A 15,404-nucleotide genomic window follows, 5' to 3' on the forward strand; every position below is an offset into this window, starting at 1 on the left:
TAGCACGGAGTCAGCGATGAATAAACCTATTTTAATTTCTTCTCATGATGCTGCATTCAAACGCTTCATGATGAATATCAGTAATGCTAAGGATTTCTTTTTTATCCATTTATCAGATGAATTAAAAAGCTATTGTGATTTTTCAACTTTAAAGCTACAAAATTCCTCTTTTATCGATATTAAATTACGTTCTCGTATGTCAGATATTCTCTACTCAGTGAAAACCAAAACGGGGAATATCTCAATTTATTTCTTAATTGAGCACCAATCTCGACCAGATAAAATGATCGCTTGGCGTATGATGCACTATGCGTTTTGCACGATGAATCAGCATCTACAGCAAGGTTACACATCTTTGCCGTTGGTTGTTCCTATCTTGTTTTATCATGGCAAACGCAAGCCTTATCCTTTTTCTGTCAATTGGTTAGATTGTTTTCCGCTTTCTACATTGGCAAATCAACTCTATCTTAATAATTTTGCATTAATTGATTTGAATTCAATTGATGATGAAATTTTATTAACACATAGAAAAGCCGCTGTAATGGAAATTGCAATGAAACATGTGAACAGTTGCGATGATTTTGATAAGTTAGCGATGCTTCTCTCAAAAGCGATAAATCAGAAAAACTGCAGTGATGAAGACACTATCGCTGTTGTACAATATTTATTCTCAATTATGGACGCGGCGGATTTTGAATCCATCATAAATAAGATAGCTGAACAAGTAGATAACCATAGAGAGACGATTATGAATATTGCATGGTGGTTAGAAAATAAAGGATTTAAATTAGGAAAAATGGAGGGGATAGAGATAGGTAAAAATGAAGGTATAGAGATAGGTAAAAACGAAGGTATAGAAATAGGTAAAAAGATAGTACAAATACAATTAGCAAAAAACTTATTAAAAGAAAACGTTGAGTTGGAATTTATTGAACGAATAACTGGTTTAAGTATACAAGAACTTAAAATATTGATTTTAACCTAATGAAATAGTTAGTTAACTTAATCTTTTTAAGAAAAATTTATTGTTATATCTAACGTATTGATATTATTTTTAATTATTTATTACTATGTGTTGTGTAATAAAACCGCGATTATATTTATTAAAAAAATAAATTAAAACGCGGTATTATTTTATCTCTATTAACGACCTAAATAGTTATCCCAATCTTTCCATACAGGCTGTAATCCTCGTGTTTTGAGGGCATTAATTACATCACTGACATGACGATTATCATTAGGTGAAAATTGCTCTAACTCCTCATGACTATCAGAATAACCACCGGGCTGAGTTTTAGAGCCAGCGCTGATATTATTGATGGCTAAAGGTACTGTATTATCGCGAAAGTAAGGCGATTCACGTGTTGAAAGGGAAAGCTCAACATCGGGGGCTAAAATACGAAAAGCACAAATCAACTGAACTAATTCTGCTTCACTCATTACCGATGCAGGATTAAGCCCACCAGCACATGGGCGTAGACGAGGAAAGGAGATAGAGTAACGACTTTTCCAGTAACGTTTTTGTAAAAATAGCAGATGCTCAGCCACCATATAACAATCGGTACGCCATCTGTCAGATAAACCAATTAGTGCACCTAAACCAATTTTATCAATGCCGGCTTGCCCTAATCTATCAGGGGTTTGTAACCGCCAATGAAAATCTTGTTTTTTTCCTCTTAGATGATGCAACTGATAAGTGGGTTCATGATAAGTTTCTTGATAAACCATTACACCATCAATACCGAGCGTTTTTAATTCAGCATACTCATTTGTCGCCAGAGGTTGTACTTCCATCATTAATAAACTGAACTGCTGGCGAATAAGCGGTATATATTGACGGAAATAATCCATACCAACTTTTCTTTGATGCTCTCCTGTAACGAGTAGCAGGCTATCAAAACCTAATTGCCGAATGCTATGACATTCAGCAAGGATTTCGTTTTCATTTAATGTTTTGCGCTTGATGGCATTACTCATTGAAAAGCCACAATAAGTACAATCATTAGCACATAAATTAGAGAGGTACAGTGGAACATATAAACCGACAACATTACCAAAACGTTGTCGAGTTAGTTGCTGAGCACGTTGTGCCATTGGCTCTAAATAATGTCGGCCAGCAGGGGAGATCAGCGCCATAAAATCATCAAGCGTTAAAGTATGATGAGATAAAGCAGTTTCAACATCTTCACAAGTTTTACTATTCAGTCTTAACGTGATGTCATCCCAAGCTAATTGTTGCCAATAATCAGAAAATGTTTTCATTAGAAAGCCTCTAAATATTGGGTTAATGGGCTAGAGGCTTGTGCTTGCATATGTGTTATTGAAGTCGGTACAGCCAGTCCAGATTGTCGAGCAAGCTCTCCAGCATCAATTGCAGCTTTAAAAGCTTGAGCCATTAAAACTGGATTTTTAGCTACGGCTATGGCGGTATTGACGAGTACAGCATCCGCACCCAATTCTAAAGCTTCAAGAGCATGGCTTGGTGCGCCAATACCTGCGTCAACAACAACGGGTATTGAGGTTTGCTCAATAATAATCCGCAAAAAATCGCGAGTTTGTAAACCCTGATTGGAACCAATAGGTGAACCTAACGGCATTACAGCTGCGCATCCTACCTCTTCTAAACGACGGCATAATACCGGATCAGCACTGCAATAAGGTAAAACCACAAAACCTTCTTTAACGAGAAGTTCAGCCGCTTTAAGTGTTTCTATTGGATCAGGAAGTAGGTATTTGGTATCAGGATGAATTTCTAATTTGATCCAATGGGTATCAAAGGCCTCTTTTGCTAATCGTGCAGCAAAAACGGCTTCTTGTGCTGTTTTTGCACCAGAAGTATTAGGTAATAATTTTACCCCTAATGATTTAAGAGGGGCGATTAGATCATCATTGCCATTTTTTAAATCAACACGCTTCATTGCCATTGTCACTAATTGGCTACCAGAGGCTTTAATGGCTTCAGCCATGAGTGTTGGTGTCGCAAATTTACCTGTACCAGTAAATAACCTTGATGTGAATGTAGTATCAGCAATTTTCAACATATCAGCCTCCCGCAATTGCTTGAAAGAGAAGAATTGTGTCACCCTCATTGATCATTTGTGTATTCCAGTTTTCACGCGGAATAATGATGTCGTTGATAGCGAGTGCCACCCCTATAGAGGGTTGTTTTAACTCAATAAGGAGCTGGCTTATCGTGACAGGCATATCCAGAGAATAACGTTCGTCATTTACGGTAATATTCATGCTAACCCTCGACAAACAGGACAGTTTTTTGATGGTGTTAAGCGCAAGGTGCTCCAATTTTGTTTTCTACCATCGAACAGACGTAGTTTTCCACTTAACGTACTTGGTAAACCTGCAAGTAACTTAATTGCTTCAAGTGCCTGCAGAGTACCAATGACCCCTACAACGGGGCCTAGAATTCCAGCTGTTTGGCAATTGCGTTGTGGCTCTTTGTTATCAGGATAGAGACAGTGGTAACAACCATGCATAAAAGGGGGCTCAAACACGATCAACTGACCACTAAATCCAACGGCACTGCCACTAATAAGCGGTATTTGTTGTTTAACACAGATACGATTGATTGCTTGGCGAGTGCTCATGTTATCAGTGCAATCTAAAACTAAATCGATGTTTTGAAGCAACGTAGAGAGAAAATCATCATTAACACGTTGTTTATAGGTGGTGATTTTAATGTCAGGATTTAAGGCAAGTAGAGCCTGTTTGGCGATGTCTGATTTTGCATCTGGGATATCTTGAGTGCGATAGAGAATTTGACGCTGTAAATTCGAGACATGCAAATTATCATCATCGACTAAAATAAGTTCACCCACTCCTGCACCTGCTAGATAAAGTGATGCTGGAGAGCCTAACCCACCTAAGCCAATAATTAATACTCTGGCTTGCTGTATTTTGGTTTGCCCTTTTAATCCTATATCTTCTAACATCACTTGTCGGCTATAACGCATAAAATCATTATCATTTAGCATGATGGTTTTCCCTCTACTAATTCTAATAATTTAAGTGTTACCTGTTGCCAGTCTGATGCCTTTGTTATTGCACTCACTAAAGCAACTCCACCAACGCCAGTTGCTACGACATCAGAGACTTTTTCTAGAGAGATCCCGCCAATAGCAACGGTTGGAAAATCATGAGTTTGTTCTACTTGATGTTTGAGTGCTCTTAAACCTTGTGGCTTTGATGGCATATCTTTCGTCGTCGTTGGAAATATATGCCCTAAAGCAATATAAGAGGGAAGTAACCTTTTTGCTCTTTGTAGTTCAGTGTCATTATGGGTGGAAATACCAAGGCATAAACCTGACTGTTTAATAGCATCAAGATCGGCAATGTCGAGATCTTCTTGTCCAAGATGAACACCATAAGCGTGATGTTTAATGGCGAGTTGCCAATAATCATTGATAAATAATCTTGCGTTATACTCACGACCTAATTTGATTGCAGTGATTATATCTTGTTCAACATCTTTGGGCTGTTTATCTTTGATGCGTAATTGGATCGTTGTTACACCTATTTTCAACAGGCGCTCAATCCATTCAATAGAATCGACAACAGGGTAAAGCCCCAACTTTTTTTCGGTTGGGGCAAAAGCCGAATTAGAGGATCTGTTCATTATCAGCTACCTCGGAACTGGCTATTTCTGCACTGTGGTATAGCTCACTACCATGGGCTTTAAAGGCTTGCGACATCTGCTCCATACCTGCTGCATAATCACGCACTTCTTGTGTTATCTTCATTGAGCAGAATTTAGGTCCACACATAGAGCAGAAGTGAGCGACTTTCCCCGATGCTTGAGGTAAGGTTTCATCGTGATATTGACGGGCAGTTTCAGGATCAAGTGCTAGATTAAATTGATCTTCCCATCGAAACTCAAAACGGGCTTTAGACATGGCGTTATCACGTATTTGCGCGCCGGGATGTCCTTTGGCAAGATCAGCAGCATGGGCGGCGATTTTATAAGTAATAAGACCTTGTTTCACATCTTCTTTATTGGGGAGTCCGAGATGCTCTTTCGGAGTGACATAACAGAGCATGGCACAGCCAAACCAGCCAATCATTGCAGCGCCAATACCGGAAGTAAAATGATCGTAGCCCGGTGCTATATCAGTTGTTAGAGGGCCTAATGTATAGAAGGGGGCTTCATGACAATGCTCTAGTTCTTCCGTCATATTGCGACGTATCATCTGCATTGGTACATGACCCGGGCCTTCAATCATGACTTGTACATCATATTCCCAAGCAATCTTTGTTAATTCACCCAAGGTATGTAATTCAGCGAACTGTGCTTCATCGTTAGCATCTTGGATAGAGCCGGGTCTTAGACCATCACCTAATGATAATGAAACATCATAAGCGGTGCAGATTTCGCAAATCTCCCGGAAGTGGGTATAGAGGAAATTCTCTTTATGGTGTGATAAACACCACTTCGCCATAATTGATCCACCACGAGAGACAATGCCCGTTAAACGTTTTGCGGTCATAGGAACATAGCGTAATAGGACACCTGCATGGATAGTGAAGTAATCTACCCCTTGTTCCGCTTGTTCTAATAAAGTATCACGGAACATTTCCCAAGTGAGATCTTCTGCAATACCGTTAACTTTTTCGAGAGCTTGATAAATAGGAACAGTACCAATAGGGACTGGGCTATTACGGATGATCCATTCACGTGTTTCGTGGATATAACGTCCAGTTGACAGATCCATTACCGTATCGGCCCCCCAACGTGTTGACCAAATCAGTTTTTCTACTTCTTCTTCGATAGATGAGGTAACCGAAGAGTTGCCGATATTAGCATTCACCTTAACTAAGAAATTACGGCCAATAATCATCGGCTCAGATTCTGGGTGATTGATATTGGCAGGAATAATGGCACGGCCGGCGGCAACTTCTTGGCGTACAAACTCAGGCGTAATATTGTCAGGTAAATGTGCACCAAAGCTAAATCCGGCATGTTGTTGGCGTAATACTTCGCTACGAATACGTTCTCGCCCCATATTTTCTCGAATGGCAATAAATTCCATTTCTGGCGTAATAATACCTTTGCGAGCGTAATGTAATTGCGTCACTCTCTTATTATTTAGCGCTTTTCTAGGGCTGGGTTTTAACGGAAAGCGTAGATGTTCTAATCCTGCATCAGTAAGGCGTTGTTGAGTGAAATCAGAACTTAAGTGTGAAAGAGGTTCGGTATCATTACGCGCATCAATCCATGGTTGGCGAATTTTTTTTAAGCCAAGATTAACGTCAAGTTGAGAAGTTGGATCACCATAAGGCCCTGAAGTGTCATAGACTGGAATAGGTTCATTCTCTTCAAAAATAGGATCTTCTTTTGAGCCACCGATCAGGGTTTTATCAAGTTGGATCTCACGCATTGGCACTTGAATATCTGAACGAGTACCAGTGATATAAATACGTTTTGAATTGGGAAAATTAATACCTTGAATAGTGCTAATAAAGGATTGCGCTGCATCGCGTTGTTCTTTACGTGGGCGCTGTTTATTCGCAGTGGGCGAAACATCTTTAATAGAGATAGTTTGATTTTTGGACATAGCATTTCCTAATAAATATCAATCAAGCACAAGGCTTGTCGGGTGAATATTGAGAAAAATGCTTGTCTGGAGGTCGCAGGGAGTATCGACAGATAAGAGTGTAAAAAATAGACACAATGAAGCTATCTAAAGGTCGAATGACTCTTGTTCCCTTCGCGGGTATTAGCCCGATCAGGTTCCGCGGATCCCGAATTAACGGTCTCAGCCTGTGTTAAAAATAGCCTTATAAACACTAGGCACTCCGACAAGAATGCCCACAGTATATTAAAGATCTTAAAAACTACAAGCCCGATAATGATTATTTATTTAACTGCCAGTAGCACTGTTGCCATTCTTTTTCTGTTGCTATTTGGCTTAATCTTTCATCGGCGTTAATGGTGATAACCTCATTTGCTTGATAGCATAAAGGGAGATCGTTGGCTGAGTCAGTATAGAAATAAATATAAGAGTTGTTAATGTTATTTTGTTCTTTCCACTGATTGAGTCGAGTGACTTTACCCTCTCTAAAGGTAGGAATACCCTCAATATGGCCTGTATAATGATTATTTTTTATCTGCATATCAATGCCCATAGAAATATCAGCATTAAGTTGTTTTGCAATCGCATGTACCAGAAAAGACATAGTTGCAGAGATAATGATAACGGGGATATTTTGTTGTCGGTATAGGTTTATAGTATTAATGCCTTGAGGATAGAGCAATGGCTTGATTATGGTATGAGTAAAATCAGTAACCCATTGATTTATTTCTTCAATATTATGCTGATTAAAATAAGATAAATGTTGGTGTAAGTACTTATTTATATTGAGCCTTTCTGCGTAATAGTCAGCGATCATTTGTTTATCTAAAGCTAAAAAAGCAGGATCAGTGACTCTCTTTTTCTCCCACAAGTAATTTGTCCATAAACAGCTAGAATCTCCGGCTAACAGTGTTTCATCTAAATCAAAAATAGCGATCTTATGTTTCGTTATGTTTGTCATTCGAGTGAACCTTATTTATAAATATAATTTATATTTTTACCATGGAGGTATAGATGAATTTTGGCGTAGCGACATAATTCATTGAGCGGCTCTTGTGAAAGAGAGTATCCTCTATTGTATATCATTAACTAAGATAGAATTATTACTATGCATTTATATACGCTAACAGGTGGTGAAAAAGGCTGGTGGACAGTCAGCCTAGGTGGCCGAGTTTGGTTACCCAAAGGTGAACTTCCATTTGGTTTAGCAACAGATTGGGGACTTGTGGGTAAACAAGCCAAAATTGTTGGGGAATGGCAAGGAGAAAACGTCTGGCTGATTTATGACAAAATGGAAAGCGATATGTGTTCACCAAGGCTTATCGCATCTCAAGATGAAAAGTTATTTAAATTAGTCGGTCGTGGTGTTCAACTTGCTGAATTTTATCGTTCTCATCGGTTTTGTGGCTATTGTGGGGCTAAAATGCGCCATAGTGAGAGTGAATGGGCATGTTTATGTGATAACTGTCATGAGCGTTATTACCCACAAATAGCACCTTGTATTATTGTTGGTATTCGTAATAAAGATAAAATTCTATTAGCACACCATGTTAGGCATAAACATTCACCACTCTACACCGTTTTAGCTGGTTTTGTTGAAGTAGGGGAAAGCTTAGAAGATGCGGTAGCTCGCGAAGTTTTTGAAGAAAGTCATATTCATATTCGCAATATTCGTTATGTTTCTTCACAACCATGGCCTTTCCCTCATTCTCTTATGATGGGTTTTCTTGCCGATTATGCAGGGGGAGAGTTACGACATGATCCTTCGGAATTAATCAGTGCAGCATGGTATCGCTATGATGAGTTACCACAAATACCACCTTCTGATACTATTGCGCGACGTTTAATAGAAGATACGATAGCGAATATTAGACAAGATGAAGAAAATAGCTAAATAAAGGTGTTGTCTGCCAACTGTTATTTTTCCAACATGTTACACTACACGCTATTTTGCGGCCCTATTACTATTAATGGAGTTAGACATGAGTGAGTTGAAAAACGACCGCTATTTACGTGCGCTGTTGCGCCAACCTGTTGATGTCACCCCTGTTTGGATGATGCGTCAGGCAGGCAGATACCTTCCTGAATACAAGGAAACACGAGCACAGGCGGGAGACTTCATCTCATTGTGCAAAAATACCGAATTGGCATGCGAAGTTACCTTACAGCCTTTAAGACGTTTTCCTTTAGATGCCGCTATTCTATTTTCTGATATTTTAACTATCCCTGATGCGATGGGATTAGGTCTGTATTTTGAAACAGGGGAAGGTCCTCGTTTTAAAACACCGATAAATAGCCTTGATGATATAAAAAAATTACCTATTCCTGATCCGGAAGATGAACTAGGTTATGTCATGAATGCGGTACGTGCTATTCGTCATGCATTGCAAGGTAATGTGCCATTAATTGGTTTTTCAGGTAGTCCATGGACACTAGCTACTTATATGATTGAAGGTGGAAGTAGTAAGGCGTTCACAAAAATTAAAAAAATGATGTATAGCGAGCCACAAGCTCTGCATCTATTACTGGATAAACTGGCGGATAGCGTTATCCTTTATTTGAATGCTCAGATTAAAGCAGGGGCACAATCCATCATGATCTTCGATACATGGGGAGGTGTGCTAACAGGACGCGATTATCAATTGTTCTCATTACAATACATGCATAAGATTGTTGATGGTCTTATTCGTGAGAATGAGGGCAGAAAAGTTCCGGTCACCTTATTTACTAAAGGTGGTGGGCGTTGGTTAGAAGCGATGGCAGCCACAGGTTGTGATGCATTAGGACTTGATTGGACGATTGATATCGAAGATGCTCGCCGTCGAGTCGGTGATAAGGTTGCCTTACAAGGTAATATGGATCCTTCTATGTTGTATGCGCCACCAGCAAGAATAGAACAAGAAGTCGCTACGATTTTAGCTGGCTTTGGCAAAGGTACTGGTCATGTCTTTAATCTTGGGCACGGTATTCATCAAGATGTTCCACCAGCGCATGCTGGAGCATTTATTGATGCGGTTCACCGTCTATCGAAGCCTTATCATCAGGATAATGATTAATACTCAGCAATTACGCCAAGAGCAGACAGAGAAAGCTCAACAGATTATCTTAACCGACCAATTTATGGCACCAACTTATATTGCAGGTGCCGATGTCGGATTTGAAAATAGCGGTGCGGTCACTCGTGCCGCTATTGTTGTTATGCATTATCCCTCCTTTGAAATTGTTGAATATCAAATAGCCCGTATTGCAACATTACTACCTTATATTCCCGGACTCCTTTCATTCCGTGAGTGTCCCGCGTTATTAGAAGCTTGGCAGGGCATCAAGCAAAAACCGCAACTTGTTTTTGTTGATGGTCAAGGGATCGCACATCCTAGACGGTTAGGGGTGGCAAGTCATTTTGGACTCTTAGCCGATATTCCAACCATCGGTGTGGCAAAAAGTCGTTTATGTGGTGATGATAAAAAATTAGACGACGATGTAGGAAGTACGGAAAAATTAATGGATAAGGATGAGCAGTTAGGTTGGATTTATCGTAGTAAAAAAAGATGTAAACCTTTATATATTTCTCCAGGCTATAAAGTGAGTATGGAGAGTGCATTAGCGTGGGTAAAACGCTGTATAAATGGATATCGATTACCTGAACCGACTCGTTGGGCCGATGGTATTGCCTCAAATAGGCGATTATTTGAGCAATTGAATAAGAATAAGCTCTAAATCGGCGGTAAATATGTGGATATTTTCAATTTTCAGGTAAACTGCGGCTAAGTTAAGAAAATGAGTAATCACTAATGTTGAAGAACCCAATCCATTTACGTTTAGAAAAGCTTGAAAGTTGGCAACACTTAACGTTTATGGCGTGCCTGTGTGAGAGAATGTATCCAAATTATCAGGTATTTTGTCGCGAAACAGGATTTACTGATCCAACCCTGTATCGTCGTATTCTCGATCTAGTTTGGGAAACTTTAACGGTAAAAGATGCGAAGGTGAATTTTGATTCTCAATTAGAGAAATTAGAAGAAGCTATTCCTGATGCATCTCAGTTTGATATTTATGGTGTCTATCCTGCAATCGACGCCTGTGTGGCACTGAGTGAGCTTATTCATTCTCGTTTAAGTGGTGAGTCACTCAGTCATGCTATTGAAGTGAGCAAAATTTCGGTTGGAACTGTTGCTACACTTGAAATGACACAAGCAGAAAGAGAAATGTCTGAAGAAGAATTAAAATCTCTTGCTGCGGTCACTGAAGAGTTCGATATTCAATGGGAAATTTATCGCCTACTTGTTGAGTGCGAAGAAAGAGATATTGAACTAATAAAAGGTCTGCGTACAGACCTGCGCGAATCTGGAATGAGCAATATCGGTATAGAATTAACGCACTAAATCAGAAAAACGTGATTTAGTGCTTGAAAAGCGACGTTTAAAGACTTCACATTACCCCCGTGTATGTTCTACATTGGGTACGAAAAGAAGTGGCTCAGGTGTTTTGCTTAACTGACTCTCTAAAAAAGATGAATTAAGTTTTTTCACCAGATGTTTTTCAAACGATAAAACATACTTTAAGGACTATTTTATGAACAAAGCTGAATTAACCGAATCAGTTGCTGAAAAAGCGGATCTGACAAAAACTCAGGCAAAAGCTGCTATTGAAGCGTTTATCGACTCAGTAACAGGTGCTCTGAAAGAAGGTGATTCTGTCCAGTTAGTTGGTTTCGGTACATTCAAAGTGAATCACCGTGCAGAGCGTACTGGTCGTAACCCTCAAACTGGCAAAGAAATTAAAATTGCAGCAGCTAACGTTCCTGCATTTACTGCCGGTAAAGCACTGAAAGACGCAGTAAAATAATTCCTTTGAACGGAATGAACAATAGAGGGGGAGTTGCTCCCCTTTTGTTGAGACGACAGGGGCTGTTAGCAATAGGGTTCTCTTTTTTGCTCAGCGCCTGCTCTTCTTCTCCACAACTACCCGAATTTTCTGCAACGGGCTATATTGCAGATGAAGGGGTTGTGCGGCTTTGGCGTTTAAATAACAAAACATCAGAGCCTCAAGTGATTATGAGTGTCTATAGCTTTTATCAAAAGCCTGAAACTGTTGTCACTTTTTATGAGTACCGCCAAAATAGATTATGGCAAATTCGCAGTGAAATCGTTAATCCCTCCCATCCTTCCTCTTGGCATTTACGTTTAAATAAACGTGGCGAAGTTATCTTTATGCAACAAGAGTATCAAGGACAAAAGCGCCCATTAACAGAAGATGAACGTTTAAAAATGGTATTTGCAGCCAGTCGAGAACGAGAGATCAGTAAGGCATTGGCGATAGGTCAGGTAAAGTTAGTTCAAGGAACCTGGTATCAAGATACATTGACAACATGTGCGGGTGAAAAAGTGAATGTATCATTTGAAGCACCAGAACAACGTTGGCTAAAACGTAGAACACAGCATCTAACTCGTCCCGCTTATGTTGCTTGGCTGGATTCCCCCGAAGGTAACCAGTTGTTAATGGTTGCAGAACACGATTTTTGTAAATGGGAACCAACAAAAGAGAGTTTGTGATCACTCCCTTTTGCTGTTTTAACTTACTTTTTTAAACGCGCAATGGCACGATAGCCGATATCATGGCGATAGAAACAGCCATACCAGTGAATACTTTTGGCTAAAGCATAGGCATTCTTTTGAGCTTGTTCGATATCTTCCCCTAAAGCAGTTGCACATAATACTCGGCCTCCTGCTGTAACAACTTCACCTTGAACCGTTAATTTTGTTCCTGCTTGAAATACCTTAGCTGTTGAAGAAGATGTTGCTGTTAGTCCCTCAATAATATCATTTTGGCGGTAGTTATCAGGATAGCCACCGGCGGCCATTACAACACCTAAAGCGGGGCGGGGATCCCAAATGGAGTCTTTACCGGCTAGTTCGCCTTTTGCACCCGCTAAACAGAGATCAACTAAGTCTGATTGCATGCGCATCATAATAGGTTGCGTTTCCGGATCGCCAAAACGGCAGTTAAACTCAATGACTTTGGCAATACCTTGCTTATCAATCATTAAGCCTGCATAAAGAAAACCTTGATAGCGATGTCCTTCGGCAGCCATGCCTTTGACAGTTGGATAAATGATGTTATCCATGACTTGCTGGTGGATTTCAGGAGTAACAACCGGTGCAGGAGAATAAGCCCCCATTCCGCCGGTGTTTGGGCCTGAGTCACCATCACCGACGCGCTTATGATCTTGACTTGTTGCCATTGGAAGTACATTTTCACCATCCACCATAACAATAAAACTGGCTTCTTCTCCATCAAGAAATTCTTCAATAACAATACGGTGTCCTGCATCACCAAAAGCATTACCTGCTAACATATCTTTTATCGCATTTTCTGCTTCGGTATGTGTCATGGCAACAATGACACCTTTACCCGCAGCTAGGCCATCCGCTTTAATCACAATAGGTGTGCCAACTTTATGGAGATATTCAAGTGCAGGCGCTATTTCAGTAAAGTTTTGATAAGCTGCCGTTGGGATATGATGGCGGGCTAAAAAATCTTTTGTAAATGCTTTCGAACCTTCTAGTTGTGCCGCACCTTTGGTGGGGCCAAAAATCATGAGCCCCGCTTGTTTGAACGCATCTACTACACCAATTACCAATGGTGCCTCAGGCCCCACAATGGTTAAATCAATGTGATTTTGTTGGGCAAATGCAACTAATGCGGCAATATCAGTGGCACTAATATCGACGTTTTGTACGTCATGTTCTAATGCTGTTCCTGCATTACCAGGGGCAACAAACACTTGGGTTGCTAAAGGAGATTGCGCTGCTTTCCAAGCTAGTGCATGTTCACGACCACCATTACCAATGATTAAAATTTTCATAGCAATCCCTTATTAATGGCGGAAATGACGCATGTTAGTAAAAATCATCGCGATATTGTGTTCATTAGCTGCAGCAATTACTTCATCATCACGAATAGAACCACCTGGCTGAATAACACAAGTTACACCGGCCATAGCTGCCGCATCAATACCATCTCTAAAGGGAAAGAATGCATCAGATGCCATGGCGCAACCTGCTACTTCTAAACCTTCATCAGCCGCTTTAATCCCTGCTATTTTAGCAGAATAGACACGGCTCATTTGGCCCGCACCGATGCCAATCGTCATGTCATTTTTGGCATACACAATTGCGTTGGATTTCACAAATTTTGCAACTTTCCAGCAAAATAGCGCATCTTTCCATTCTCGTTCACTAGGCTGGCGTTGCGTGACAACCCTTAGGTTTTCTTCTTTAACCATACCTAAATCACGATCTTGTACTAATAAGCCTCCGTTAACCCGTTTGAAATCAAGTGCAGGTTTAGCTTCTTGCCATTCACCACAGGCTAATACACGAACATTAGGTTTGGTTGCTAAAATAGGTAGAGCATCTTCATTAATAGAAGGCGCGATAATGACTTCGACAAATTGACGCTCTATAACGGCACTTGCTGTTTTTGCATCTAAGCTTCTATTGAAAGCGATAATACCGCCAAATGCAGAAGTTGGATCAGTTTTAAATGCCTTGTCATATGCTTGTGTGAGAGTGTCCGCAATAGCAACGCCACAAGGGTTTGCATGTTTCACGATAACACAAGCTGGTTCGGAAAATGATTTCACGCATTCCAATGCAGCATCAGTATCGGCAATATTGTTATAAGAGAGTGCTTTACCTTGTAATTGATTTGCTGTTGCGATAGAGGCTTCTTCAATATTCTCTTCTATATAGAAAGCCGCTTGCTGATGAGCATTCTCACCATAACGCATATCTTGTTTCTTTATATAGTTAAGATTTAAGGTACGAGGGAAGGTTCCTGATGGTTGTGAAGTATCACCATAATAAGGTGCAACTTTTTGGCCAAAGTAGTTCGCAATCATACTGTCATAAGCTGCGGTATGCTCAAAGGCTTTAATGGCTAAATCAAAACGTGTATCTAAAGTCAGACTGTTTTGGTGATTGTCCATTTCTTCAATCACTTTTTCATAGTCATTGCTATTAACCACAATGGTGACGTCTTTATGGTTCTTTGCTGCGGAACGAACCATGGTAGGACCACCAATATCAATATTCTCAACAGCATCTGCTAATGAGCAATCGGGACGAGCTACTGTTTTAGCGAAGGGATAAAGATTGACAACAACCATGTCGATAGGACGAATATCATGTTCCTCCATAATGGTATCATCTTGTCCACGACGTCCTAAAATACCACCATGTACTTTAGGGTGAAGTGTTTTTACACGACCATCCATCATTTCTGGAAAACCGGTGTAGTCAGAGACTTCTATAACGGGTAAGCCAGCTTCTGCTAATAGACGCGCTGTCCCCCCTGTTGATAAAAGTTCTACATTTCTTTCTACAAGCGCTTTCGCAAATTCTAAAATACCTGCTTTATCAGACACACTTAAAAGAGCACGGCGGATAGGACGAAGGTGTTGCATGAGTTTTATCCCTTGGGTTTTTGTATAACAGTAGTCATTGTGATGAAAAGTCACGTTGATACAGTGAAATTGTGTTTGCACCACTAACATTTCAGAAGATGAAGACAAAATCAATCTCACTCATTTGGGTATTATAATAACGCAAACGTTTGCGTTTGACATGCTAAATTTGTGGGAAAAGATGGCTTGTGGATAAAATTGTTGATAACTGCGTATAACTAAGGGTTTTGCTGTGGAATTAAGCAAACGAATTTTTTTCTTAAAAAAACTATTGCCAGCCTCAGAAAACTCCCTATAATGCGTCCTCGTTGTCACGGCACAGGGCGCTAAGCGAACCGGCTGAGAGAACAAAA

The 15,404-nt window shown here is 40.1% G+C and carries 16 protein-coding genes and 1 riboswitch; of the genes, 7 read left to right on the forward strand and 9 right to left on the reverse strand.

Annotated features, from left to right (window positions below; translation table 11 throughout):
• Positions 1 to 16: 16 nt before the first annotated feature.
• Positions 17 to 985, forward strand: a complete 969-nt coding sequence (locus ACYUCW_RS15300) for an Rpn family recombination-promoting nuclease/putative transposase (RefSeq protein WP_460408958.1) — start codon at positions 17 to 19, stop codon at positions 983 to 985.
• A gap of 158 nt (positions 986 to 1,143) precedes the next feature.
• Here the strand turns inward: ACYUCW_RS15300 and thiH are convergent, their stop codons facing one another.
• The 7 genes from thiH to ACYUCW_RS15335 all read right to left on the reverse strand — a co-directional run bounded on the left by thiH (position 1,144) and on the right by ACYUCW_RS15335 (position 7,545).
• Positions 1,144 to 2,262, reverse strand: coding sequence for a 2-iminoacetate synthase ThiH (gene thiH, locus ACYUCW_RS15305; RefSeq protein ID WP_460408960.1), 1,119 nt, complete (start codon positions 2,260 to 2,262; stop codon positions 1,144 to 1,146).
• Complete coding sequence (locus ACYUCW_RS15310; RefSeq protein ID WP_004249134.1) at positions 2,262 to 3,041, reverse strand: thiazole synthase; 780 nt, start codon at positions 3,039 to 3,041, stop codon at positions 2,262 to 2,264. The genes thiH and ACYUCW_RS15310 overlap by 1 nt, the downstream gene beginning before the upstream one ends.
• Position 3,042: 1 nt before the next feature.
• Positions 3,043 to 3,243 (reverse strand): sulfur carrier protein ThiS, encoded by a 201-nt coding sequence (gene thiS / locus ACYUCW_RS15315; protein WP_036907186.1) that lies wholly within the window; start codon positions 3,241 to 3,243, stop codon positions 3,043 to 3,045.
• Positions 3,240 to 3,989 carry a HesA/MoeB/ThiF family protein gene (locus ACYUCW_RS15320; RefSeq protein ID WP_036907188.1) on the reverse strand — a complete coding sequence of 250 codons (750 nt, stop codon included), beginning with the start codon at positions 3,987 to 3,989 and terminating at the stop codon, positions 3,240 to 3,242. Before ACYUCW_RS15320 ends, thiS begins: the two co-directional genes overlap by 4 nt.
• The gene (gene thiE / locus ACYUCW_RS15325) at positions 3,983 to 4,630 is read right to left on the reverse strand and encodes a thiamine phosphate synthase (RefSeq protein WP_017628672.1); all 648 of its coding nucleotides are present in this window, start codon (positions 4,628 to 4,630) and stop codon (positions 3,983 to 3,985) included. Before thiE ends, ACYUCW_RS15320 begins: the two co-directional genes overlap by 7 nt.
• The gene (gene thiC / locus ACYUCW_RS15330) at positions 4,614 to 6,566 is read right to left on the reverse strand and encodes a phosphomethylpyrimidine synthase ThiC (protein WP_004246916.1); all 1,953 of its coding nucleotides are present in this window, start codon (positions 6,564 to 6,566) and stop codon (positions 4,614 to 4,616) included. Before thiC ends, thiE begins: the two co-directional genes overlap by 17 nt.
• Before the next feature lie 131 nt (positions 6,567 to 6,697).
• Positions 6,698 to 6,820, reverse strand: a riboswitch (TPP riboswitch).
• A gap of 44 nt (positions 6,821 to 6,864) precedes the next feature.
• Entirely contained in the window at positions 6,865 to 7,545 is a 681-nt protein-coding gene (locus ACYUCW_RS15335) for an HAD family hydrolase (RefSeq protein ID WP_004246917.1), read from the reverse strand.
• Between the two features lie 147 nt (positions 7,546 to 7,692).
• On the opposite strand from ACYUCW_RS15335, the gene nudC reads away from it, so the two are divergent.
• The 6 genes from nudC (at position 7,693) to ACYUCW_RS15365 (ending at position 12,136) form a co-directional block, all read left to right on the forward strand.
• Positions 7,693 to 8,478 carry an NAD(+) diphosphatase gene (nudC, locus tag ACYUCW_RS15340; protein ID WP_004246918.1) on the forward strand — a complete coding sequence of 262 codons (786 nt, stop codon included), beginning with the start codon at positions 7,693 to 7,695 and terminating at the stop codon, positions 8,476 to 8,478.
• A gap of 88 nt (positions 8,479 to 8,566) precedes the next feature.
• The gene (hemE, locus tag ACYUCW_RS15345) at positions 8,567 to 9,640 is read left to right on the forward strand and encodes a uroporphyrinogen decarboxylase (RefSeq protein WP_004249140.1); all 1,074 of its coding nucleotides are present in this window, start codon (positions 8,567 to 8,569) and stop codon (positions 9,638 to 9,640) included.
• Entirely contained in the window at positions 9,633 to 10,301 is a 669-nt protein-coding gene (nfi, locus tag ACYUCW_RS15350) for a deoxyribonuclease V (protein WP_036907196.1), read from the forward strand. The genes hemE and nfi overlap by 8 nt, the downstream gene beginning before the upstream one ends.
• 74 nt (positions 10,302 to 10,375) lie before the next feature.
• Positions 10,376 to 10,966, forward strand: a complete 591-nt coding sequence (locus ACYUCW_RS15355; RefSeq protein ID WP_004246921.1) for a YjaG family protein — start codon at positions 10,376 to 10,378, stop codon at positions 10,964 to 10,966.
• 190 nt (positions 10,967 to 11,156) lie between these two features.
• On the forward strand, positions 11,157 to 11,429 hold the full coding sequence (locus ACYUCW_RS15360; protein WP_004246922.1) for an HU family DNA-binding protein: 273 nt from the start codon (positions 11,157 to 11,159) through the stop codon (positions 11,427 to 11,429).
• Between the two features lie 14 nt (positions 11,430 to 11,443).
• Complete coding sequence (locus tag ACYUCW_RS15365) at positions 11,444 to 12,136, forward strand: DUF1481 domain-containing protein (protein ID WP_004246923.1); 693 nt, start codon at positions 11,444 to 11,446, stop codon at positions 12,134 to 12,136.
• Between the two features lie 23 nt (positions 12,137 to 12,159).
• On the opposite strand, the gene purD is transcribed toward ACYUCW_RS15365, so the two are convergent.
• Both purD and purH read right to left on the reverse strand, forming a co-directional pair.
• Positions 12,160 to 13,449, reverse strand: a complete 1,290-nt coding sequence (purD, locus tag ACYUCW_RS15370; protein WP_163748657.1) for a phosphoribosylamine--glycine ligase — start codon at positions 13,447 to 13,449, stop codon at positions 12,160 to 12,162.
• Positions 13,450 to 13,461: 12 nt separating this feature from the next.
• Positions 13,462 to 15,051 carry a bifunctional phosphoribosylaminoimidazolecarboxamide formyltransferase/IMP cyclohydrolase gene (purH, locus tag ACYUCW_RS15375; protein ID WP_036919202.1) on the reverse strand — a complete coding sequence of 530 codons (1,590 nt, stop codon included), beginning with the start codon at positions 15,049 to 15,051 and terminating at the stop codon, positions 13,462 to 13,464.
• Positions 15,052 to 15,404 lie beyond the last annotated feature (353 nt).

This window comes from Proteus sp. MB838 (assembly GCF_054767435.1).